This window comes from Acinetobacter sp. TY1 (genome assembly GCF_048551395.1).
In the GTDB taxonomy this organism is placed as follows: domain Bacteria; phylum Pseudomonadota; class Gammaproteobacteria; order Pseudomonadales; family Moraxellaceae; genus Acinetobacter.
In genome coordinates this window covers 15,523-38,135 of sequence record NZ_JBLYZK010000012.1, presented here as the reverse complement: position 1 = coordinate 38,135, position 22,613 = coordinate 15,523, and the positions used below count along the sequence as shown (strand labels likewise).

24 protein-coding genes are annotated in these 22,613 nt (G+C 38.3%); 10 read left to right on the top strand and 14 right to left on the bottom strand.

The window, feature by feature from the left end:
- Window positions 1-55: 55 nt before the first annotated feature.
- Complete coding sequence (locus ACK2M2_RS09220) at window positions 56-826, bottom strand: sulfite exporter TauE/SafE family protein (protein ID WP_419347807.1); 771 nt, start codon at window positions 824-826, stop codon at window positions 56-58.
- A gap of 64 nt (window positions 827-890) precedes the next feature.
- A complete protein-coding gene (gene truB / locus ACK2M2_RS09215; RefSeq protein WP_419347723.1) occupies window positions 891-1,796 on the bottom strand; it encodes a tRNA pseudouridine(55) synthase TruB in 906 nt (301 codons plus the stop codon).
- 142 nt (window positions 1,797-1,938) lie between these two features.
- On the opposite strand from truB, the gene ACK2M2_RS09210 reads away from it, so the two are divergent.
- The 4 genes from ACK2M2_RS09210 (at window position 1,939) to ACK2M2_RS09195 (ending at window position 5,498) form a co-directional block, all read left to right on the top strand.
- Complete coding sequence (locus ACK2M2_RS09210) at window positions 1,939-2,976, top strand: lipase secretion chaperone (RefSeq protein WP_419347722.1); 1,038 nt, start codon at window positions 1,939-1,941, stop codon at window positions 2,974-2,976.
- A gap of 33 nt (window positions 2,977-3,009) precedes the next feature.
- On the top strand, window positions 3,010-3,993 hold the full coding sequence (locus ACK2M2_RS09205; protein WP_419347719.1) for an esterase/lipase family protein: 984 nt from the start codon (window positions 3,010-3,012) through the stop codon (window positions 3,991-3,993).
- Window positions 3,994-4,077: 84 nt separating this feature from the next.
- A complete protein-coding gene (locus tag ACK2M2_RS09200) occupies window positions 4,078-5,049 on the top strand; it encodes an esterase/lipase family protein (protein ID WP_419347717.1) in 972 nt (323 codons plus the stop codon).
- Between the two features lie 170 nt (window positions 5,050-5,219).
- Entirely contained in the window at window positions 5,220-5,498 is a 279-nt protein-coding gene (locus ACK2M2_RS09195) for a hypothetical protein (protein ID WP_419347714.1), read from the top strand.
- A gap of 744 nt (window positions 5,499-6,242) precedes the next feature.
- Here ACK2M2_RS09195 and rplS read toward each other — a convergent pair.
- The 12 genes from rplS to ispH all read right to left on the bottom strand — a co-directional run bounded on the left by rplS (window position 6,243) and on the right by ispH (window position 17,513).
- A complete protein-coding gene (gene rplS, locus ACK2M2_RS09190; RefSeq protein WP_419347712.1) occupies window positions 6,243-6,617 on the bottom strand; it encodes a 50S ribosomal protein L19 in 375 nt (124 codons plus the stop codon).
- 163 nt (window positions 6,618-6,780) lie between these two features.
- On the bottom strand, window positions 6,781-7,524 hold the full coding sequence (trmD, locus tag ACK2M2_RS09185; RefSeq protein ID WP_409511967.1) for a tRNA (guanosine(37)-N1)-methyltransferase TrmD: 744 nt from the start codon (window positions 7,522-7,524) through the stop codon (window positions 6,781-6,783).
- A 43-nt stretch (window positions 7,525-7,567) separates the two neighbouring features.
- Window positions 7,568-8,116 carry a ribosome maturation factor RimM gene (gene rimM, locus ACK2M2_RS09180; protein WP_409511966.1) on the bottom strand — a complete coding sequence of 183 codons (549 nt, stop codon included), beginning with the start codon at window positions 8,114-8,116 and terminating at the stop codon, window positions 7,568-7,570.
- Between the two features lie 28 nt (window positions 8,117-8,144).
- Complete coding sequence (gene rpsP / locus ACK2M2_RS09175) at window positions 8,145-8,402, bottom strand: 30S ribosomal protein S16 (RefSeq protein WP_409511965.1); 258 nt, start codon at window positions 8,400-8,402, stop codon at window positions 8,145-8,147.
- Between the two features lie 144 nt (window positions 8,403-8,546).
- Window positions 8,547-9,029, bottom strand: coding sequence for a type IV pilin protein (locus ACK2M2_RS09170; protein WP_409511964.1), 483 nt, complete (start codon window positions 9,027-9,029; stop codon window positions 8,547-8,549).
- Entirely contained in the window at window positions 9,029-9,640 is a 612-nt protein-coding gene (locus ACK2M2_RS09165) for a type IV pilin protein (protein ID WP_419347708.1), read from the bottom strand. The genes ACK2M2_RS09170 and ACK2M2_RS09165 overlap by 1 nt, the downstream gene beginning before the upstream one ends.
- Window positions 9,628-13,548, bottom strand: coding sequence for a pilus assembly protein PilY (locus tag ACK2M2_RS09160; RefSeq protein WP_419347705.1), 3,921 nt, complete (start codon window positions 13,546-13,548; stop codon window positions 9,628-9,630). The genes ACK2M2_RS09165 and ACK2M2_RS09160 overlap by 13 nt, the downstream gene beginning before the upstream one ends.
- Before the next feature lie 15 nt (window positions 13,549-13,563).
- Complete coding sequence (locus tag ACK2M2_RS09155; RefSeq protein ID WP_419347702.1) at window positions 13,564-14,370, bottom strand: pilus assembly PilX family protein; 807 nt, start codon at window positions 14,368-14,370, stop codon at window positions 13,564-13,566.
- Window positions 14,371-14,387: 17 nt separating this feature from the next.
- Window positions 14,388-15,383, bottom strand: a complete 996-nt coding sequence (locus ACK2M2_RS09150; protein ID WP_419347699.1) for a PilW family protein — start codon at window positions 15,381-15,383, stop codon at window positions 14,388-14,390.
- Window positions 15,383-15,925 carry a type IV pilus modification protein PilV gene (gene pilV / locus ACK2M2_RS09145; RefSeq protein ID WP_419347697.1) on the bottom strand — a complete coding sequence of 181 codons (543 nt, stop codon included), beginning with the start codon at window positions 15,923-15,925 and terminating at the stop codon, window positions 15,383-15,385. The genes ACK2M2_RS09150 and pilV overlap by 1 nt, the downstream gene beginning before the upstream one ends.
- Complete coding sequence (locus ACK2M2_RS09140; protein WP_419347694.1) at window positions 15,926-16,423, bottom strand: GspH/FimT family pseudopilin; 498 nt, start codon at window positions 16,421-16,423, stop codon at window positions 15,926-15,928. It lies immediately after the preceding gene.
- A gap of 139 nt (window positions 16,424-16,562) precedes the next feature.
- On the bottom strand, window positions 16,563-17,513 hold the full coding sequence (gene ispH, locus ACK2M2_RS09135; protein WP_409511957.1) for a 4-hydroxy-3-methylbut-2-enyl diphosphate reductase: 951 nt from the start codon (window positions 17,511-17,513) through the stop codon (window positions 16,563-16,565).
- Window positions 17,514-17,647: 134 nt separating this feature from the next.
- Here ispH and gmk point away from each other — a divergent pair, with 134 nt between their 5' ends.
- The 6 genes from gmk (at window position 17,648) to bfr (ending at window position 22,611) form a co-directional block, all read left to right on the top strand.
- Entirely contained in the window at window positions 17,648-18,271 is a 624-nt protein-coding gene (gmk, locus tag ACK2M2_RS09130) for a guanylate kinase (protein WP_419347691.1), read from the top strand.
- A 173-nt stretch (window positions 18,272-18,444) separates the two neighbouring features.
- The gene (gene rpoZ, locus ACK2M2_RS09125) at window positions 18,445-18,726 is read left to right on the top strand and encodes a DNA-directed RNA polymerase subunit omega (RefSeq protein WP_409511955.1); all 282 of its coding nucleotides are present in this window, start codon (window positions 18,445-18,447) and stop codon (window positions 18,724-18,726) included.
- Between the two features lie 201 nt (window positions 18,727-18,927).
- Complete coding sequence (locus ACK2M2_RS09120) at window positions 18,928-21,030, top strand: RelA/SpoT family protein (RefSeq protein WP_409511954.1); 2,103 nt, start codon at window positions 18,928-18,930, stop codon at window positions 21,028-21,030.
- A gap of 89 nt (window positions 21,031-21,119) precedes the next feature.
- The gene (locus ACK2M2_RS09115) at window positions 21,120-21,503 is read left to right on the top strand and encodes a RidA family protein (RefSeq protein WP_409511953.1); all 384 of its coding nucleotides are present in this window, start codon (window positions 21,120-21,122) and stop codon (window positions 21,501-21,503) included.
- A gap of 182 nt (window positions 21,504-21,685) precedes the next feature.
- Window positions 21,686-21,880, top strand: coding sequence for a bacterioferritin-associated ferredoxin (locus ACK2M2_RS09110; RefSeq protein WP_409511952.1), 195 nt, complete (start codon window positions 21,686-21,688; stop codon window positions 21,878-21,880).
- A gap of 266 nt (window positions 21,881-22,146) precedes the next feature.
- Window positions 22,147-22,611, top strand: a complete 465-nt coding sequence (bfr, locus tag ACK2M2_RS09105) for a heteropolymeric bacterioferritin subunit Bfr (RefSeq protein ID WP_419347687.1) — start codon at window positions 22,147-22,149, stop codon at window positions 22,609-22,611.
- Window positions 22,612-22,613 lie beyond the last annotated feature (2 nt).

Genomic DNA, 22,613 nt, shown 5'->3' with positions numbered 1-22,613 from the left:
TTCAATAACGGCTTTAATTTAAAATGCTGTGCTGTCTAAAAAAATCAATACTCTACTACGTTATCATTTGATAACCCAAGCGACAAATCAAAATACTGACTAAAATTAAAAATAGAACACGAATAAAACCACTACCATATTTCAATGCCATTTTCACGCCAAGCAATGAGCCTGCAACATTCGCCACAGCCATCATTAGCCCCAATTGAAATAACACATGCCCTGTTGGGATAAAGAAACTCAGTGCTGCAAAGTTAGTCATAAAATTTCCAATTTTAGACAATGCTGATGCATGTAAAAAATCGACTTTTAAATAGCGGATAAAATAGAAAATAAAGAAACTACCCGTTCCTGGGCCAAATATTCCATCATAAAAACCAATGAGTAAACCACCTAGACCTGCGAGTAGTAAAATTTTATTGGTCACTTCTTGCTGAATATGTACTTGACCAAATTGCTTTTTAGTAAAGGTATAGATCGCAATCACGATCAGCATAAATAACACAAAGGGTCTTAAAAATGACTGTGGAATTAATGCCACACATGCTGCCCCTCCAAAGGAACTAATACATGCTGTTACAGCAATTACAGCCAATAATTTCCATTGTAGTTTAACTTTTCGCAGATAAGACCATGCTGCAGAGGCTGTCCCACAAATAGAGGCCAGTTTATTCGTACCAAAAACAGTCGCTGTCGCATAATGTGGTAAAGCACCCATTAAGGCAGGAATTTGAATCAGTCCACCACCACCAACTGCCGCATCAATTGCACCTGCACAAAAGGCAAAAAAGATCAGACTGAGTATCAGATCAAATTCCATACAAATTACTCTTCGGTTTTCACAATGTGAGAAATAATAACAATATTGTTATTAAAACAAATACTTTTTCTTAGAGATTAAGCACTCGCTTTGGTATTAGACGTTTTTTATCGCTAATTTCAGCTAATCCTAAACATTTTTCACCATCAAAGACTAAGACTTCAGCTTCTGCAGGATGATCAATATTGCTTTCCATACCACGACTGAAAAATTCAGCACGACCTTCTGGTGCTTGAATCTTTAGAAAATGATCGACTGGTGCGTAAGGCTGAAGTAACAAGGCATCTCGTTCCGCATGCGTCAAACTTTCTAAATATTCAATGGTATATGTTGGAATCAGCTCAAAATGACCTGTTTGAATACGGTGCAAATAGGTCAAATGCCCTTGAGTTCCTAATGCTTTCGCAATATCTTCACCCAAAACACGGATGTATGTTCCTTTCGAACACGTTACATCAAGCGTAATACTATTTTGAGTAAACTCTATCAATTGTATTGCTAGGATATGAATTGGACGTGCAGGACGATCAATTTCAATGCCCTTACGTGCAAGTTCATACAATGGACGACCATCTTTTTTAAGTGCCGAATACATGGGTGGAATCTGTAAAATGTCACCTGTGAATTGTGCCAATACTGCTTCGATTTTTTCTCGCGTCAGCTCAGGCACAGCCTGTTCATGGAGCACGTCACCTTCGACATCACCTGTTGTTGTGCTATGTCCAAGTTGTATCGTGGTCAAGTAACGCTTATTCGAGTCGAGTAAATAGTGCGAAAACTTGGTTGCTTCACCCAAGCAAATTGGCAATAAACCCGATGCCAATGGATCAAGCGCACCCGTATGTCCTGCTTTTTGCGCATTATATAGCCAGCGAACCTTTTGCAATGCCGCATTAGAACTCACACCCAATGGCTTATTTAATAAAAAAACGCCACTCAGATGGCGACGATGATTTTTTTGAGATTTCGCTGACATATTTTGAACAAAAAGGAAAATGTTTATGCATTCTAACAAATTCCTTCGATCTATTTTTACAATTTTCAACTTTGCAAAAATTGAAGAATAGACCATTCTTTTTCAACTAAAAATAAAAAGTTGAAATAGGATTTTAAACACTATGCAACAACATCAGAAAAAAATTACAGGGCTTATTGCAGCTATTATTTGTATTCTATCTTTAAGTCTATTTTTTTGGCTTAGACCCGATGTAACTCAGGATATACCTACAGCAACACCGACCTCCACACAAGATAATGCCACGAGCACTGAAGCAACATCAGCAATGGATGCCAATTCAGCACACTCACTCGTGAGTAATAGTCAGAAAGACACGCAAATCAATTGCCAAATTCGTACAGATGCATCTAATCGTTTAATTGTGAATGAACAAACTAAAGACTGTTTTGAGTATTTCATTACTCAATACGGCGAAAAAACCATTGAGCAGATTAAGGCAGATTTTCTCACCTATACCAAAGAAAGCTATAAAGATCCTGTCATGTCACAACTTAGTGATTTGTGGACACGCTATATGCAGTACCGCGAACAATTGGGTAATCTTCAAGTACCAACTGCCGATAAAGAATCTGCAAAATATTATCAACAGATTGTGAATAACACCCAAAATTTAAGAAAAAAATTCTTTTCAGATTATGAAATTCAAGGATTATTTGGTACGCAAGATACTTATGATCAATATACAGTTGATCGTATGCAAATCCTTGAAGATAAAATATTATCGGCAATAGAAAAAACCAATAAACTTCAAGCATTATTTGAAAAATTACCTGAAGATTGGAAAGAAAATTTAAAACAGCTTAATCAACTTGAAGATCTTCGTAAGCTAACTGCAGAGATTAAGGCACGTGGTGGTTCTGCAGATGAATTACGCCAGATGCGCACTAATTTAGTCGGCCCCGAAGCTACTCAACGCCTTGAAACATTAGATGTGCAACGTAATGATTGGAAAGGCAAAGTCACACAATACTTAGCTGAACGTGACAACATCATGAAAAGTAATATGAGTGATTCAGCCAAACAAAGTGCTGTTAACCAATTAAAATTACAACAATTTTCGAATCAACAAGAACAAATCAGATTGCAAACTTTTGAAACTATCTATGACCAAGGAGGAAAATTGCCATTTGCTAATTAGCATCTAAATTTATTTTTTCAAATAGGGAATCTTATGAAAAAACGTAAAACAAAAAATATTTTAGCGTTGAGTTTATGTAGTGCATTATGCCTAGGAATTGGCAGCCAAACTCAAGCGTCACAGGGGCTTTTGCAAATTAAACAAACTGCAAAATCTAACTATGCACAAACCAAATATCCAATCGTCATGGTTCACGGATGGTTGGGTTGGTCACGAATAGGGAACGATAGCTTTAATATTGATTATTGGTATCAAATTTTACCCGACATGGCTCGCAATGGCTCAACTGTATTTGCCGCACAATTATCACCAACAAATACAACCGCTGTTCGTGGTGAACAACTCATTGCTCAGGTTGAAGAAGTCATTGCTCTTACGGGCAAAGATAAAGTCAACCTGATTGGTCATAGCCATGGTGGTCCAACTGTACAATATGTCGCTACGGTTAAACCACAGTTTGTTGCATCAGCAACAGGCGTGGGTGGAACATTCCGTGGTTCAAAAGTTGCCGATGTCATTCAGAATAATTCTGGTCTCAAAACTTTTATGAATATTCTGGGGCAATATATTGTTGGTCCTCTAATCGCATGGGCAGAGGCTAATCCCGACACCCCAATTGATTTTGATGGGTCAATGAAATCACTGACTGAAACAGGTTCAGCAGCATTTAATTTTAAATACCCAACAGCTGCACTGGCTACAGACTGTAATAAAAGCGGTGCAACGAGTGAAAAAGGTATTTATTACTACTCATGGGGTGGTACAAAACAAACGACTAACCTCTTGGATATAGACACCATTTTGATGCAGCTTGGTCCATTGGCATACGGTAACAATGACAATGACGGCATGGTTGCACGTTGTAGCACTCATTTTGGTAAAGTCATTCGTGATAATTATGCGCTTAATCATACGGATCTTGCCAACATGATGTTTGGATTAAGAGGACTACTCTCTCCTGACCCTGTTGATATGTATCGTCAACATGCAAATCGCCTGAAATTACAAGGGCTTTAATTCCTAACTTCGCCTGACAGAAACACACATTCTGTTAGGTTACTTTTCCCAAAAATTAAAACGCAAATAAAAAGAGTAATTGAAATGAAATTTAAAATGAATGCCCTCGGTATTGCTCTAATCCTTGGTCTAAGCACCATGACTGCATCTGCATCTGGACTACAAAAAGTCACTGCCAATTATGTCAGTTCCAATTATGCGAAAACCAAATACCCTATTGTGTTTAACCACGGTATGTTCGGTTTTACACGCTTAGGAACATCCTCTCTAGGCGTAGATTATTTTTACCAAGTCTTACCTGATCTTGCACGTAATGGTGCAAATGTTTTCGCTACACAAGTATCGCCTCTCGAAACCACAGAGCTCCGTGGTGAGCAACTTTTACAGCAGGTCGATGAAGTCATAGCACTGACAGGTTCAACAAAAGTGAATTTGATTGGACACAGTCACGGCGGACCAACCATCCGTTATATTGAAATTGTTGCGCCTGAAAAAGTCGCATCATTGACTTCTGTTGCTGGTACGATCAAAGGCTCAAAAGTTGCAGATGATCTTTTAGCCAATAAGTTTGCCAATAGTGCCATGACTATTGTGGGGCAATATATTCTTGCGCCTGTCATCACACTACTTGAAGGTAATTCATCTTTACCAAATAGCTTAGAGCATTCACTACAAAGTATTAGTGAAAAAGGCGCTACCGAATTTAATGCAAAATATCCAAGTGCAGCCATTCCTAAAGATTGTGGAAATGGACAAAAAGTGACTTCAAATGGTATCTATCATTATTCATGGACAGGCACATCTCAAGCCACCAATCTATTGGATGTCGTAGACAATGCCATTTCCATCCTTGCACCTTTATCTTATAAGAATAAAGACAACGATGGATTGGTCAACCGCTGTAATACACATTTCGGACAAGTCATTCGTGACGACTATAATCAAACCCATTTAGATGAGGTCAATCAAATTTTAGGTCTAAAGGCACTATTTGGACAAGATCCTGTCTCTTTATATCGTCAACAAGCCAACCGTTTAAAACTTGAAGGTTTATAATTTTTTTTCAAGTACTATTACAATACTGCTCTGTGCCATAGAAGCAGTATTGTAAAATCATTAACAAAACCATCCAAATATAACTAAACAATAAGTTTAAATATTATAAATAGAATCATTAATTCAATATGACACAGTTACCATAAAATATAAGTAAAATAAATCACTCTATGCATCCATTTTATCTATTATTTCAAAAAAAACTCATTAAAACAGATATTAAAGATTTAACTGCAAATGTAAAAGCATCGACCTCAACTTTTAACACTTATTCAAAGATGCAAGACCTTATTATTTTTGCCCATGGATTAATCGGTTTCGGTAATGCAGTTGGTATCGACTATTTTTACGCTATTTTATCTGATCTAGCACATAATGGTGCTGATACTTGGGTAACTCGTGTTTCAACCATGGACTCTAGTGAAATTCGTGGAGAACAAACACTGTAACAAGTTGAATAAATTTTAGCCATTATTGATAAAGCAAAAGTCAACTTAATTAGTCATAGCCATATAGCCATGGCGGGCAATCCATTCGTTATTTTCTAGAATAATTTCCGACAAAGTTCTACCTGTCACAACAATCGGTTCTATTTATAAAGGTGTAAAACTCGCAGATATACTCAAAGGTGTACTGATTGGTGGAATTTTAAAAGCACCTGCTCGTGCAATTTTTGATAACTTAGTCGCACCTGCTATTACTTTTGCTTCGGATCTTGATCCACAAATTTCCCCATACGATGCAAAGGCAACATTACAAGCCTTAGGTACGACTAAATCACTTTAATTTAATCAAAAAGTTCTAAATGGAGTCACTGCAACGAGCTGTAGTGAAGGCACAACCCAAGTAAATGGAACTTATTATTAATCATTTATGGGCAATTCTTCATTTAATACAATGCTAGAGCCCTACAGATTATGGAATGATCGCTTCATCTCTTATTGCTGGTGATGGTGTAGCTAGTCGTTGCTCTTCTCGATTTGATAAAGTGATTCGTGATACACACAATGGAATCACTTAAACAAATTTAATCAACTACTTGGAATTCTTGGTTTATTCTCTGCTGACCTAGTTCAAGTTTATTGTCAACATGCAAACGGCTTAAAAATACAAGACTTATAATTGGCAACTCAGAATAAGCCATAAAAAATGCGCCTAAAGGCGCATTTTTTTCACTCGTACAAAACTTAAAATTAAGATTTAACTTTACGAGCTGGTAATTTTTCACGAATACGTGCAGCTTTACCAGACAATTCGCGTAGGTAATAAAGCTTAGCACGACGAACGTCACCACGACGTTTCACTTCGATTTTAGCAACGATTGGAGAATGTGTTTGGAAAACACGTTCAACACCAACACCGCTAGAAATTTTACGTACTGTAAATGCAGAGTTTAAGCCACGGTTTTTCTTAGCGATTACAACGCCTTCGAAAGCCTGAAGACGCTCACGATCGCCCTCTTTAACTTTAACAGAAACAATTACTGTATCACCTGGTGCAAACGCAGGGATATCAGTTTTTAATTGTGCATTTTCAATAATTTGAACTAAAGGATGCTTACCGCTCATGGGGTATCTCCAATGTGTGGGTCAGAAGAGGTCTGATCTCCACGGGGTATAGAGGCTAAAGCGCATAGACCCGATTATCTTTCTCTTTATGCTTGACCACTTCAATGCATAGAGAGCCTATTTAAAGAGTACTTAAATAAGTTTAAGTACTTGCTTGAAAAAACTATTGTTTCTTCTCGCTTTGTAGCCATTTTTTTTGCTGCTTCGTCAACTCAACTTGTTCAACCAGTTCAGGTCGACGTTCAAGTGTACGTTGATAACGCTGCAAAAACCGCCATTTTTCAATATTGGCATGATGCCCAGATTTTAACACCTCAGGCACATCCAAACCTTCAAAATGGTCTGGCTTAGTATATTGTGGACAATCTAAAAGACCATCTACAAATGAGTCTTGCACATGTGATTGCTCATCAGACATTGCACCTGGAAGTCTCCGAATAACGCTATCTAAAAGAACCATCGCAGGAAGTTCACCGCCAGATAAAACATAATCTCCAATTGACCATTCCTGATCAATATAAGTTTGGATCAAACGCTCATCGACCCCTTCATAACGCCCACACAGTACTATCAATCCATCATATTCAACAAACTGTTGTACCGCTGACTCACGTAAGGTTTTCCCTTGCGGTGACATATACACCACAGGAACATGAACCGCACCCGCTTGCTGCGCAAGAATTTTGGCATGCTTGATCGCTTTCGCCAAAGGCTCTGCCATCATGACCATACCAGGACCACCACCAAATGGACGTTCATCCACTCTTTTGTAGTTGCCCTCAGCAAATTCACGAGGATTGATACAATGGACTTGGATCAATTCATTTTTTGCTGCACGCCCGCTAATACCGTACGCTGTAATCGCTTCAAACATTTCAGGAAAAAGCGTAATAACTGCAAAAAACATCGCAGACTCCTCTCTTTTCCTGCTGTGTTAACCCTTGTGAGGATTAATAATCTACGCCCCAATTTACGTAGATACGACCAGCTTCCAAATCAACGCGCTGTACCACATCTTTATGCCATGGAATCATTCGCTCTTCGCCATCGACACTTTCAGGTGTTGCGTGTACCACCATCACGTCATTGGCTCCTGTTTCAAACATTTCATGGATTTTACCGAGATTAACTTCTTGTTCAGCGTCATCTAAACCTAATACAATTAAGCCTTTCAATGCTGTCCAATAATACTCATCCACGCCTGCTTGAGGCAGTTGCGATTTTGAAATCCATACATTTGCGCCAACTAAATTGTCTGCTGAAGTGCGATCACTCACATCTTTAAGCGAAACAACTAAGCCTTTACCATGTGGTTTCCAGCGTTTTACATCTACAATTTGCCAACCTGCTTTGGTTTCAATGTACCAAGGCAGATAGTCAAATATATTGCTCATAGGTTCTGTATTGGAATAGACCCAGAGCCACCCATTTAATCCATATGCTGAACGTAGCTGTCCAATCTGAATACGATCTTCGGGAACATTCTGTGTTGGTGTCATGGGCAATCTACTACCTAATTTTCAAAAATTATGCAGCAGCTGCAGCTTTCTTAGCTTGAGCAGCTAAAGAAGCAACACGTTCAGACGGTTGAGCACCTTGAGCAACCCAATGAGCAAGACGATCAGCATCTAAACGAAGTTTTTCTGCTTTACCTTGTGCTGTTGGGTTGAAGAAACCAATACGTTCGATGAAACGACCATCACGTGCATTGCGGCTATCAGTCACAATGATTTGATAGAAAGGACGTTTTTTAGCACCACCGCGTGCAAGACGAATAACAACCATGATAGAACCTTATAGTTTTTACGGATTATCCTTGTACCGACCATCGGCACAGCTCAAACCCCTTTCATAGAGGGCAATATTTTACGTCATCTTGCACACGAAGGAAAGATCAATTTTTGTTTATCCACATTTTTGAATTTAAGTTTAGCGTCCGTCCCAGTTTGTCGATGCTGAAGGTACACAAGCTACACCAGCATTTTTGTCAGACCCTTTAGTCCAACAACGCTCTCCTCGAAAGTTGATAACAATATGCCCATCTTCAAACTGTTGAGCGGCTGTTCTTGGTGTTGCGACCAATAACCAAGTATTTACTTTTGCCCCTGTAGCACTCAGTGCATTAATTCCATCTATATCTGTTAGTTTTAAATCATACAATACTGTACCTGTTGTAGGAAAAACATTCCCACCAAATACCTTTGTATTAGCTAAGGTTAATCCTGCAAAATTATTATTTGCCATTTTATAATTGGCTAAATTACGAGAAATTTGTAACATAGCCGTCTGCATATCAACTCGTTTTGTCTTTTTTACATACTGTAAATAAGATGGATAAGCAATTGCTGCGAGGATGCCAATAATTGCCACCACAATCATCACTTCAACAAATGTAAAGCCTTTTTGGTGCATTACCACCCCTCCATTCCATTTGTTGCAGAGCCACAATCTGTATAAGAAACATTTGCTGATGTTTTATTTTTACAACGTAAGCCTGAACTCGTTAATAAATAAGTATAGTTTTTATTATTTGCTTCTTTTGATAATGCTTTAATTGCATAGTTACGCCCAACAGCACCATCATCTGTTAATTTCTTACTCGTATCTTGCAGATCCATAATCGTAATAACATATTTAATATTTGTACCTGTTGCACCCGTTGGTAAAGTAATTTCAGTTAAGGGATCATTATTTTTACATTTATTACTGCCAGAGGTATCTACAATCTGACCATAAATATACTTTGGATCAAAACAGCGATATGTAAAGTTTTTAGATTTGAAACGTTCAAGCTGTTCAGCAACTTTCTGAATTTCTTGTTCAGCTGCCGAAGCATCAGCCTTACGAGCATATTGTTGATACGATGGTATGGCAATTACTGCAAAAATCGTAATAATCACAATAACAACCATTAACTCAATAAGTGTGAAGCCTGATTGCTTTGCCTCTTGGTTACTAGCATTTCTGCTAGCAACCAAAGACAAATTCAGCAATGGACTCAATTTATAAATTATTTTATCCATTTATCATACCATTTCGTCGGGTTGATAATTTGCTGGCACGTCCATTTTCCAGTGCCTTTTTCATTTCCTGCTAATGTTTTATCTGGGCAGGCCGCTCCAGTTGTACTGGTAATCGGTGCCATAGCTAACCCACGAATACCCGTCCCTATTACATTGGCATTACATTCCGCAGCACCATCAGGGCAATCTGTCTTTTTAGTTTGAAAACCCGTTTTACTTTCCATTCCACTAGCACCACCATCTACTGTGCCATCAGTTTTCAGACATGCTCCATATGGTAAGCAGAATAATTGACGATCTGTCTCACCTACAACCCGAGGCTTACAAGGGTCTTGACCTGCCACACCTGTACCTTGAGGGTCATATACAGGTACTATTAAATTTCCAGTAATTGCAAAGGGTTCTTCATAAGCTTTCATACCGCCAGCAACTCGAAATGCTGTTCCACCACGCTCAGTTCCATCACTCATACTAGATAATGATCTATACCAACCATTTTTAGCACCTGTTGCCTTAAAGAAATAATCTCCAATTTTCCCTGTTAACTTCTGAGGATTTTTCTGCAAGCTATCTAAGGTTAGACTACTCGTAAGTAAAGTCACATTCGATTTCATTAAATTTATATTTACAAAATCTCGGTCAATTAAACCATAGACATTATTTACAGGTCTGCCACTTAAAGCTGTCGATGGTAAAAGTTTCTCTCGTCCAACTGTTGGTACAACATCCAAAGGTGTACTTCTATTTCCAGAGGCCACACCAACCACAAGGAAAGTATTAGCCCCCTCATCATGAATAGTTAATGTCGGTGCCTCATAAAAACGAGGTGCTTTACTTCCTGTATAATCCCACCCACTGTTATTCGTTGTATCATTGCTTGCAAGATTTGCTATACGCTTTACACGTACCCCAAATGCACTATAGGTAGACCCTGTTTTCGTTTGGTTATTATCGAAATCAGCACGGAATACTTGCCCACCCAAATCACCAAAATAAATATTATCAATTAAACCATCAGCATCGCGATCAATCGCACTGACACGACTCACAATACTATGTTTCAAATATTGTTTGTCACCGTCTGCAGTAGCGCTACTAAATGTCGCAGACCAAAGTAAATCACCTTTTTCTGCATCAACCATATATACAGCGTTACCTTGCGCCTGAGCTTTATTATTACATGCCGTATCTGGGTAATCCGTATTAGACACTGCTGAACTTAATGCAAAATTTGGGTTTTCATAACATTGATCATAACCACCACCAACAATCATTACCCTCTTATTTTCACCCTTAATACGAACATTTGCGAGTACTGGCTTAGACCAAGACTGGCCCATACGATTAAAACCGGTAACATCTTTTCCAAGTCTAAATAGTAATTTAGGGCTCGATGGCGTTAGAACATTCAGTGCGTAATAACTCTCCCCTCCCATACGCATACCGCCATAAATATTCATTTTCAACGCTTTAACAGTACTTGTTTCACCTGTAGAGGAAGCCCGTTGTGTTTTATACGTTGAATCAGAGATCCACATTCCATCTGTACCAGACACTGGAGAGTTAGTATCTGTTTGCCCTCTAACTAAGCCTTTTGAAGCTACACTATTACGTAAAAGTTCAGATGGTACAAAGACCATTTGCTCCTTACCTGTCGCACTATCTGCAATATGTAAACCACCATCCATTGTACCGTAAAGTACAGATTGACTACGTGTTGTTGTTAAATTGCCTGCCTGATCTAATGTTCCTGAATAAGTTAATTGTACAGGTAATGAATGAATACTCCCCCCCATAGAAAGGTGTGGAGAATTAGGCACTTCTAATGTAGTAGGTAAAACCAAATCTTCATCAGTTTCATCATATGGAACACTATAACCAAGATAGTTGAGTAGCTTGATCTTTGTAGCAATAGGAAAATCTTTTAATGTTGTCTGAGTTTTAAACTGTGATAATACATAATTAGCAGTACTACTTTCAGGTACAGTCCCTCCAGGAACTTGCAGTAATGAAGAACCATTCGTCGCGGATGTTAATGTACTGCCTCCATCCACTTTTACATCTGTAAACAAATTACGGACTGCATTTGCATTAGCAGTATAAGCATATTGCGGAGGTACTAATGCTAAATTTTCAGCTTGCCCTAGTATTGGCATTGGAACTTTTGAATATGCACCACCTAACCGAACAATACCGCCGTCATTATAACTTTTTCCACTATATACGCTGTTGCTGTTCCACAAGTCTTTGGTGCCACTATTAAATCCACCTTGAGAGTTATAAACCAAAGACCCTCCCGCAGCAGCAAATGCACCCGCATTATTTCCAGTTTGCACAACTTGATATTTTTTAAGATTTCCAGCCCAAACAACTTCACTACTTTGAGGATTAGGCTCTAAACCACGCAAATAACCATAAGGCTGAAGCCCTGAAGGGTTTAGATTATCTACTGGAACAGAAATTGCCCCTGTAGTTAATGGTTCTAAAGGAGCTTTACCTAAGTTGTTAATAAATGCAATTACACTATCCGTAACACCCGATGCCGATTGAGTTGTAAAAAAACCACCATTACCATAACCAGGCGAATTAACAGCATAAGCTCCCTTACCTGGTGAACAAGCATCATCACCACTTCGATCTGCTTGCGTTCTAGAACTCAGTCTACATGCATTTTGCACATACGACTGGGTGAGACTATTCATATCGCTACCAAACCCAACAAATGCAGTCTGGATAGAAACTCCTGTTGGATTTTTATTTGCATCAAAAAGTTTTTTTGCGAATTCTCCCATACAATCCCATGAACTTCCTGTTCCACCACCTGAAAGCCCTCCTGTACAACTAAAGCCTGAACCCTTATCAGCCAAAGCTGTTCGCATAATAGTTGTAGAACGAGCAGTGGTACTGTTATTCGCAGCACCATCGGATAAAACATATACACCCTGACCATCACAACTTACTCTATCTGCTTGTGCTGGTAATGGAGAGATATAATTCCCACCATTTTTAACAGCACTTATAGAGTTATTAAATCCACTATCAGCATTATTTCCTGTAACTTGGATCTCACCTTGAGTGTAGATAATACCTTCAGATGTTTCTAATACTTCATACTTAGCCAATTCATCTGCTGAAGGATTATTTGTAAGTTTTACCCAAGTTGCACAACTTTGAATTCCATTATTTACATCAGTATTATTATAACTACTGCATGAATAATAATTAGTAACAGTTTCTGTTTTCGTTAAAGTAGCTTTTTTATTATTTCCGTAATAATAATTTCCGCTTTTCGATACATAACATCGAATATCACTAGAGTTAAAATTAGGATAACCTGTAGGACAAGAATAATAATTCGTTGTTTGATCTTGTTGTCGATAAATATATTTGGCAATTTCTCCAGTACCTGTAGTTGTTGTCCCCATCAGATATGCTGCTGCTTCTGCATATGCATGTGCTGTTGGTGTACCACCAGAGGCTGATAAACTTGCAATAGCATTTTTTAATGCAATACGTTGTGCTGAACCAGCCACTCCGAGTGGTTCAGCAGCCACCAATATTCGACTTGACTTACCATTCCCACCAACCGAATAATGTCCAAGACCTACTCGAACATCATTTAAAATAGGGTTCGTACTATTTAGAAAAGTATTCATCCCATTTTTTAAAGTTTGAATCCGATCTTCACGATAGTTATTCTGAGAAGGACTCATTGAACCTGATGTATCCAACATCATCACAATTGTTTTTTTACCTGCTGTTGGGTTCGCATAGATCTGTAAATCACTTGCCTGTACAACAGAAGAGGTTATTAACATTGTCCCCATAAAAGCTGAAGCAAATGTTATTCCCCGACTCAATTGTGTGTGCTTCATTTCAGGAATGAACCTATTTTTTTGATTTTTCATTGTCATTCTCCCAATTTAAATCGGTGCTTCAGTTTGAATATCACGAGTTCTAAGTTCAAATTCCTGAACCTGTGTACTTAATGGAATTCCATAACTAGATAGACAACCTGCTACAGTCATCTTACCTGTCAAATCTGCCCCAAGATTGTCATTGATGTATCCTACATTACTGCCATTACCTATGCATTTTTGCTGAATATCTGAAATACTTTCTCTCGCAAAACTTGGCATAATTGCAGTGGAAGTAACACGAACAGTAGCCTCAACTTTATCTTTAGTTTCTGTAGCTCCAACAGCTTGATTAGATCCCCTCTCCAAAGCAGCCCCAATAACAGCACCTGGTTCGGAAACAACTTTTACCGAGACTTGTGTCACCACAGCTTCACGTGAGCTACCAAAATCTTTAGTTAAATCACAAAAACCTGCCCTGTCTGTATAAACCGAATCAATCGTTGCTTTTGTGTCTGGATCCGCACTTTTATCAGGTGGTATTAGAACTGTCGTATCAAATGCACTATCAATTCTTTCTTTTCCTGTCGGTCTATAACAGAAAACTACTTCACGCCCAGGTCTGTCTTTATGTAAAGCAATTGCTTGCCCAACAACTGTCGTTAAAGTTGTTAGATTTTGATAATCAGAACCATTTAAAAAATAATTACTAGGCGTATCACTACTTTGAGCAACGAGCTGACTTACCTGACTATTCGTTGCGATACTTAAAGAAGTCATTGCTGTTCGTATGCCCATAATCCCAACAAGTGTCAGCAATACCAGCATAATCAAAACGACAATCATGGTTGCACCCCGTTGAGAGTGCCTCATTAATCTAGAGTTTATATTCATCTAGGCACCCCCATACCATTACGAATCGCAATAGATGTTGTATACACCCTTCTTGCATATTGAGTTTTATCATCAGTTAATGTGACATTTTGATTCAACATCGAAACAGGCTTTGTTAAATCTATATTTTTATTTTTAGTATCATCCAGCGATCTCACCAAGACTGCCATTTTTATAGAAACTATTCTCGGTGCTGCTTCTGCAGGTGCTTTCGCACGGGCTGCTTTTGCTACTTTACGATACTCATTAATTGTATAATAACCTAAATTATTATTTGCACTTCGAGCACCTAATTGAACCGTGAAGTGATCTACTCGAGGCATAATAATTTGACCTGCACCACCAAAACCCGTAATTGATGTCGGTTGAGCAACAGCCGCTGTTCCAATTGGTGTTGGTGTATTTGCATCACATGCTAAAGCATAATTTGTACCTGTTGTCGCGTCAGCAGGATCACGGCGCAAAAAATAACGCTGAACAACATAATCTCCCTCTTGTACATCCAAACCCTCACAATTTACCATAGCATTTGGTGCAACAAATTGAATCGTAAGTTGGTCACTTGGTAGATTTACATTTGACAAACCTTGCCATTCATTTTTTACATTGCTAACGGCTTCACCACTTCCTAGACTATGGCTTAACAAACCAACCGAAACAAATGGCGCTCCTGCTGGATAAGGAATGTTTGTTGAAGTATCTGTCGCATTAATTGCTGTTAAAACAATACCACCCCATGGTGTTTGATCATTTAAATCAGGACGAGTAACACCGTAATTTGCAAGTCGAATATCTCGAGCAATATAATCCAAGCCAAAAACACCACTATTTTGCAACTCAGCATTTGCCTCCTGCATCCTAGATGTTAAAAAACCGCCAATAAACAACTGAATTGCAGCAGCAGAAATAATTAAACCTAAAGCGAGTGCAACCATTAACTCAAGCAATGTAAAACCATTTTGAGTATTTTTTTTCATATTATTAATATTCATTAATATACCTCCATCATGAGGCATCTAGAAGATGGTGTATAAATACCCGCACTAGACATACAACTCGTCACATCCGCAGTCGTAGCTGTTGCTGTAAAAGTAGTATCATCCCATCCAATAAATAAACATTGGCGCTTAATTGGTGCAACCGAAACACCTGGACAATCTGCCATAGTTACAGTCATACCTATATCAAATGCTGACTTTGCAACATTATAGGCATCATAATTTGCCATCTCTGCTGGTGTACAAGCAGTTGTAGGATTAAAACAATTTACAGATGGAACAGTTGGGGCAACTGTGCTTGTTGTATAATTACGCACTGTAGCTGGATAGCTTGCCTGCCCTGCTGGATTAGCACGAATATTTTCAGCCAGACCTCTTAAAATAAGCATTCCCTGAGAGCGAGATAAAGCTTCAGAAGATGCGTCTACAGCCCTTAGTTGTAAAACCGTATAACCCAATACACCGATAGCAAGTAAAAGTAATGCTACTAATACTTCCATAAGGCCTACACCTTTTTGATGTTTTATTATTATCATTTAACAGGTTCCTGTTGTCTGTGTGACATTACCTAATGCCAAAATCGTTAATGTTCGCAATTCTTTTCCTGCACACAGACTCATTGTCTGCTCAGAACCGCTAGAACCAACTTCATTAAAAACAACTTTTGTTGTGCTGCCGGACTTCAATTCCACATTTTTATCAACTGCAACTAAAATCACACGATTTTCCTGAGCATTGATCTTATTAATCGCCGTTAAACTTGCATAATTTGGAATTGCATCTTCCGCACATTTCTTACGGGTATAGTCTAAACCTGCGGGGGTTTTATCTGGGCAAACAGCTACAGATTCTTTTAAAGTCGCGGCTTGAGACTTTGCTAAATTAAAAGCACTGACAAATGCCCGAGTATTACTATTTAATTTTTGACGAGTAACCATTTTGCCAAATGCTGGTGCAGCCATAGCAGCGATAATTGCAAAAATTGCAATCGTGACCATCATTTCAATCAGCGTGAACCCATTATTTTTTTTCATTTTGCCCCCACAACAAAACTTTATCCTATTACAAATCATAGCTTATTTTTTTACAAAACCAATACATGTATGACAAAGGGTATAAAAAAGCGGATAACTGCATAATCACAATTATCCGCTTAAAATTTAGAGTAAAAATTTAAGCTTGCGTCACATGAATACGTAATTCTTTCGGCAAGCTAAAAGTAATATTTTCTTCACGACCATTCAATTCTAGTGGTGAAGTCGCTCCCCAATCTTGCAAACGCTGAATGACTTGCTTAATTAAAATCTCAGGTGCAGATGCACCAGCAGTCACCCCAATTTTACTTGTCTCGTTAAACCATTCTTGCTTCAACTCATCGGCATTATCTACAAGATGGGCCTGTTTTCCCATACGCTCGGCAAGTTCCCGTAGACGATTTGAGTTTGATGAGTTTGGTGAACCAACAACAAGTACCACATCACACTGAGTTGCTAAATCACGTACCGCATCTTGACGATTCTGCGTGGCATAGCAAATATCATCTTTACGAGGCCCTTGAATCAATGGGAATTTTTGGCGCAAAGCATCAATTACTTTAGCTGTATCATCAATCGACAATGTCGTTTGCGTAACAAAAGCAACTTTTTCAGGATGTTTAACAGCTAAAGCAGCGACATCATCCTCATCTTCAACCAAATAAATTTCACCGCCTTTTTTCTTATCATATTGCCCCATTGTACCTTCAACTTCAGGATGTCCTTCATGACCAATAAGAATGGCTTCAGTACCTTCACGAGCATATTTGGTGACTTCAATATGCACTTTTGTGACCAATGGGCAGGTCGCATCAAATACCTTTAAGCCTCGGCGATCAGCCTCTTGCTGTACTGCTTTTGATACACCATGTGCGCTAAAAATAACAATATTATCATCAGGTACTTCATCAAGTTCTTCGACAAAAATTGCCCCACGCTGACGTAAGTCATCCACCACAAACTTATTATGTACTACCTCGTGGCGAACATAAATCGGTGGATTAAAACACTCCAAAGCTCGATTGACGATGGCAATTGCACGGTCTACACCTGCGCAGAAGCCTCGTGGATTAGCCAATACAATTTCCATAGTGTCCTCAGCGTTCATAACATTTTTTGGAAAAACTTGATCAATTATATGTAAACAATTTACAAAAACTGTTTTGTTTGATGTTCGTCTACTCTAAAATAGAGAAGATATTTTATCATATCAGGAAAAATATCATGTCGGGTCTATTGTTTGTCGTTTCTGCGGCATCGGGAACAGGCAAAACATCTCTCGTGAAAGCGTTGCTTGAGCGTGTCAGTAATTTACACGTTTCTGTTTCTCATACGACCCGTGGTCAACGACCTGGCGAACTGGACGGTGTTCATTACCATTTTACTTCAAAAGAAAATTTCTTAGATCAAGTGGGTCAAGGTGGTTTTATCGAATATGCAGAAGTATTTGGTAACTATTATGGTACCGCACAAGCAACTGTTCGTGAACAGTTGACAAAGGGTCATGATGTTCTACTTGAAATTGACTGGCAAGGCGCACAGCAAGTTCGTAAACTTTTTCCTGAATCTAAACAGATTTTCATTTTACCGCCAACACAATTTGATTTACGTCAACGCTTGTCAAACCGTGGTACAGACACTGTTGAAGTCATTGAGCACCGTTTGAGCTGTGCTGTTGAAGATATGCAGCAATATGTCAATTTTGATTACATCATCATCAATGATGACTTTAATAAAGCATTACATGATCTTGAATCAGTCATTAATGCTAATCGCTTAAAACTCAGTCAACAAAGTGCTCGTCATCAAGCCTTAATTGAAAAGTTAATTACGCCACAAAGTAAATAATTTTGATGTGATTTAAAGATTTTAGTTACTTGAACAGAAATAATTTATTTTTCCTATAGATTCAATAGATTGATATATCAAAAAGAGTATCAATCATAGAAAACCTTGAGTCTATAGTGAAAGCATTTTATACTGAGCAGTCTATTTAAAATTTACCCATAACGAGAATCCCTATGGCACGCGTAACTGTTGAAGATTGTTTAGACCATGTAGACAACCGCTTTGAGCTTGTACTTGTGGCAAGCAAACGCGCGCGTCAATTGGCACGTCAAGGCATTGAACCTACTGTTGAATGGGATAATGATAAACCTACTGTTGTAGCTTTACGTGAAATTGCAGTTGGTCATGTCAACAAAGATATCCTAAAACAACGTGAGCAGGATTATCAAACGTCTAGTCTTGATATGGCACTTTCTGCAAGCAGTTTGAATTTAGATGGTTTCTCTTTCCAATAAGAGTAAACGGTCTTAAAAGCCTGGTTTTCTAACCAGGCTTTTTTATTTAAAAAAATATTGTGAATCATTAGACAAATTAACAAATATTTGTTAAAAAAAATAATGTTTCCCTCTTTTAAAAAATTGACAAGTACGCCAAGATCGTTTTCATTGTTAGATTGAAAAAATGTTGTCAGTTTTTAGATTTTTAATAGGTGTTTTATGCCAGGCCCACAGGTCAGCCAAGCCAAACAACAGCTCAATATAATTATCGACGCTTATCTTCAACCAAGCGAAATCGAGCGAGTTCTTTTGGCCTGTGATTATGCCGATCTAGCACACGACGGTATTACCCGTAAAAGTGGTGAACCTTACATTCTGCATCCAATTGCAGTCAGCTGCATCCTTGCTCATATGCGTATGGATGCCGAAACACTCATGGCTGCTCTACTACATGACGTGATTGAAGACACTGATTTCAGTAAGGATGATATTGCCAATAAATTTGGACGTACAGTTGCTGAACTGGTTGATGGTGTGACTAAACTTAGCCATTCAAGCGATAAAGAATATAACAAAGCGGCAAGTTTCCGAAAAATTCTGCAAGCTACATTACAAGATCCACGTGTCATTATTATTAAACTTGCAGATCGCTATCATAATATGACTACGCTTGGTGCATTACGCCCAGATAAGCGTGCACGTATTGCACAAGAAACCTTTGATATCTTTGTACCCATGGCACGTCTTGTTGGTATGAATGAGATGGCTGATAACCTTGAACATCTGTGTTATCAAAATCTTGACCTCGACATGTATAACAATGTCCAAGAAAATTTACTCAAAACTAAACCTGAGCGTTGTCAATACCAAACGGTTTGGGAGCAAAAATTAGCTGACCTACTCAATGTTTACAATCTACAAGGTCGTATTAAAAAGAAAAATAATAATATCGAGCTTTTACGTCATTTTGTAAAAAATGAAATTGATTTACAAGAACTTACCCATAGTCATGCTTTTGAAATCATTTTACAGAGCATCGCAGATTGTGATCGCTTAGTTGAAGCTCTACGTGAAAATTTCCAAATCATTAGCTATCAAGATCATATCCGACGTCCACTTCCTGGTGGTAATCAATCACTGATATTACGGCTAAAAGGTGAAAAAACCACATTATCGCTAACGATACAAACTGAACTCATGCGTAAAGCTGCTCGTTTTGGTGTTGTACTTGGTGAAAATGCACCTCAAGCTTGTCGCTCAGCTATTCAAGCATCAATGAAAAATCTCAACCTATTGGTTGGTGGAGAATGTGCTAAAACGACATTTAGCGATTTACTTGATTACTTACATCAAGAAAAAATTTGGGTCTACACACCGCACGGGCAACTCCACGAATTACCACAAGGTGCAACAGCAGTCGACTTTGCCTATTCTGCGAGTTTATTTTTAGGTAATCATGCCGTTGGTGCAAAAATTAATGGTGAACTTAAACCACTTTCAACGCCCTTACAAAGTGGTCAAGTCATCGAGGTCATTACCGATGTACTTGCAACGCCTAATCCTGATTGGCTGAGTTTCGTCAATACTCAAAAAGCCCGTCGCTCTATTCAAAATATTTTGCGTGAACAAGATATTGATGAACAACGCCTCGTTGGACAACAAGCCTTAAATCGTGCTCTAAAACTCTTTAATCGCTCAATTAAAGACTTATCCGATGAAGATTGGGCAGATTTACTCGAATGGCGTCATATCCCAAATAAAGATACTTTATTTGAGCAAATCGCTGTTGGTGATTTATTACCTCAATTGGTCGCAAATCATTTATTTGTTCAAACGCAAAATGATGGACAAGTACACTCAAATCGTTTAATTCAGGGTACTGAGGGCGTAGATGTTAAATATGCCCACTGTTGTAACCCTGTGCAGGGTGACCCAATCCAAGGGCATTTATCACGTCGTGGACTCATCGTGCACCGTGCACGTTGTCATAATTTATTACATGAACAGCATCTACATCCTGAAAATATCATGCCACTTCAATGGACAGCAGAAGATGAAGACGTCAACTTCACTGCTTATTTAAGCATTGAAATGGTGCTCAATGATGAACAAATTTCAGAATTGATCTATTTATGTAGAAAATCTAAAACTGGGGTTGAATCTGTTCGCACGCATGAAAATAAAACCTATGTCGACATTGTCGTAAACAATCGCCGTCAGATCGCACAAATTATTCGTGAGTTACGCATGCAATTTGGTTTCCCACGCATATCACGCTTAGCTATGCCTGTATCGCTACCTGAGATTTCCAAAGCAGTCTGACCCATGGTTCCATCATTTTAAACAATTGATGCTTTCATGAATACAATCCATCGCTTATGATGGATTGAGTTGAAACTAAGGAGAAGTCAATGTCCCGCCAAGTGATCCATACAGAAAATGCACCCGCAGCAATTGGTACCTACTCCCAAGCCATTTTAGTCGACAATACACTGTATCTTTCAGGTCAAATTGGTTTAGATCCATACAGCATGGAATTGGTTGAAGGCATTGAAGCACAAATCCGTCGTGTTTTTGATAACTTAAAAGCAGTTTGTGAAGCTGCGGGTGGCTCGCTAGCAGATATTGCAAAGCTCAACATTTTTTTAACCGACTTATCGAATTTCCAATTGGTCAACCAAATTATGGGCGAATATTTTGCTCAACCTTATCCTGCACGTGCAGCATTAGGTGTTGCAAGCCTACCAAAGAATGCATTGGTTGAAATGGATGGTATTGTGATCATCAATCAATAATACAAAACTGATCAAAAAATAAATTATTGATTATACTGAATAAAAAAATACCACCAATCAGGTGGTATTTTTTTATCTAAAAACTCAATTAATATTTACATATATCTAAATGAATTTCATTGACAAACGATAATAATTATCAATAATATCTATTATCGCATTTAATACTGTGGTTCATTCTCATGTACGTTTGTTTGTGTCGTGGCATTACAGATCAAGATATTAAAGATGCCGTTGCAAATGGCGCTGAAAGCTATCGTGAAATTCGCGACTTGCTTGATCTTGGCACATGTTGTGGTCGTTGCGCACCCGAAGCAAAAAGTATTATCAATGAAGAGTTAGCTGAAATTGCTGGGCGCATATCAATTGCAGCCTAATGAATAAATTTTAACTATAACCAATAATAATTTAAGTTTTCTATGATCCACGGATCATCTTCCTCCCCCGCTCCGACTCAGAGCGGGTTATTTTTATCTGAACACACACTTTCTATTTTAATTGATTACAGTCTTTTATGCGTTTGATTGCGATTTTCATTTGCCGTTCTATAAATCACTTCTAAGCCTATGCAAAGCACGCTAATATAAGCTCAAGATCCGCCTTAATTTTTAAGGCTCAATATAATTCGAAAGGAGCTTTGACCATGAAAGGCAATCGCGATGTCATTCAACAACTCAATCAAGTGCTTTATCATCACCTCACAGCCATTAACCAATATTTTTTACATTCACGTATGTTTAATGATTGGGGTATTGAGCAATTGGGTTCTGCTGAATATAAAGAATCAATTCGTCAAATGAAACATGCAGATAAAATTATTGAGCGTATTTTATTTCTTGAAGGATTACCAAATTTACAGCATTTGGGTAAATTATATATTGGGCAACATACTGCCGAAGTACTTACCTGCGATATACGTAAAGTTAAAGAAAATATTGAAGCCCTCAAAATTACTGTTGATTTAGCTGAAAAAAGTTTAGATTACGTTACGCGTGATTTGATTCAGGAAATTCTAGAGAAAGAAGAAGAATATTGGGATTGGCTCACCACTCAGCTTGATCTGATTGAGTCAGTTAGCATTGAAAATTACATTCAAAGCCAAATGTAATT

Bases quoted from the DNA above. Each gene is read 5' to 3' on its own strand.
- truB (WP_419347723.1), bottom strand. From the start codon at position 1,796: ATGTCAGCGAAATCTCAAAAAAATCATCGTCGCCATCTGAGTGGCGTT.
- ACK2M2_RS09210 (WP_419347722.1), top strand. From the start codon at position 1,939: ATGCAACAACATCAGAAAAAAATTACAGGGCTTATTGCAGCTATTATT.
- ACK2M2_RS09205 (WP_419347719.1), top strand. From the start codon at position 3,010: ATGAAAAAACGTAAAACAAAAAATATTTTAGCGTTGAGTTTATGTAGT.
- ACK2M2_RS09200 (WP_419347717.1), top strand. From the start codon at position 4,078: ATGAAATTTAAAATGAATGCCCTCGGTATTGCTCTAATCCTTGGTCTA.
- ACK2M2_RS09195 (WP_419347714.1), top strand. From the start codon at position 5,220: ATGCATCCATTTTATCTATTATTTCAAAAAAAACTCATTAAAACAGAT.
- rplS (WP_419347712.1), bottom strand. From the start codon at position 6,617: ATGAGCGGTAAGCATCCTTTAGTTCAAATTATTGAAAATGCACAATTA.
- trmD (WP_409511967.1), bottom strand. From the start codon at position 7,524: ATGTTTTTTGCAGTTATTACGCTTTTTCCTGAAATGTTTGAAGCGATT.
- rimM (WP_409511966.1), bottom strand. From the start codon at position 8,116: ATGACACCAACACAGAATGTTCCCGAAGATCGTATTCAGATTGGACAG.
- rpsP (WP_409511965.1), bottom strand. From the start codon at position 8,402: ATGGTTGTTATTCGTCTTGCACGCGGTGGTGCTAAAAAACGTCCTTTC.
- ACK2M2_RS09170 (WP_409511964.1), bottom strand. From the start codon at position 9,029: ATGCACCAAAAAGGCTTTACATTTGTTGAAGTGATGATTGTGGTGGCA.
- ACK2M2_RS09165 (WP_419347708.1), bottom strand. From the start codon at position 9,640: ATGGATAAAATAATTTATAAATTGAGTCCATTGCTGAATTTGTCTTTG.
- ACK2M2_RS09160 (WP_419347705.1), bottom strand. From the start codon at position 13,548: ATGAAAAATCAAAAAAATAGGTTCATTCCTGAAATGAAGCACACACAA.
- ACK2M2_RS09155 (WP_419347702.1), bottom strand. From the start codon at position 14,370: ATGAGGCACTCTCAACGGGGTGCAACCATGATTGTCGTTTTGATTATG.
- ACK2M2_RS09150 (WP_419347699.1), bottom strand. From the start codon at position 15,383: ATGAATATTAATAATATGAAAAAAAATACTCAAAATGGTTTTACATTG.
- pilV (WP_419347697.1), bottom strand. From the start codon at position 15,925: ATGATAATAATAAAACATCAAAAAGGTGTAGGCCTTATGGAAGTATTA.
- ACK2M2_RS09140 (WP_419347694.1), bottom strand. From the start codon at position 16,423: ATGAAAAAAAATAATGGGTTCACGCTGATTGAAATGATGGTCACGATT.
- ispH (WP_409511957.1), bottom strand. From the start codon at position 17,513: ATGGAAATTGTATTGGCTAATCCACGAGGCTTCTGCGCAGGTGTAGAC.
- gmk (WP_419347691.1), top strand. From the start codon at position 17,648: ATGTCGGGTCTATTGTTTGTCGTTTCTGCGGCATCGGGAACAGGCAAA.
- rpoZ (WP_409511955.1), top strand. From the start codon at position 18,445: ATGGCACGCGTAACTGTTGAAGATTGTTTAGACCATGTAGACAACCGC.
- ACK2M2_RS09120 (WP_409511954.1), top strand. From the start codon at position 18,928: ATGCCAGGCCCACAGGTCAGCCAAGCCAAACAACAGCTCAATATAATT.
- ACK2M2_RS09115 (WP_409511953.1), top strand. From the start codon at position 21,120: ATGTCCCGCCAAGTGATCCATACAGAAAATGCACCCGCAGCAATTGGT.
- ACK2M2_RS09110 (WP_409511952.1), top strand. From the start codon at position 21,686: ATGTACGTTTGTTTGTGTCGTGGCATTACAGATCAAGATATTAAAGAT.
- bfr (WP_419347687.1), top strand. From the start codon at position 22,147: ATGAAAGGCAATCGCGATGTCATTCAACAACTCAATCAAGTGCTTTAT.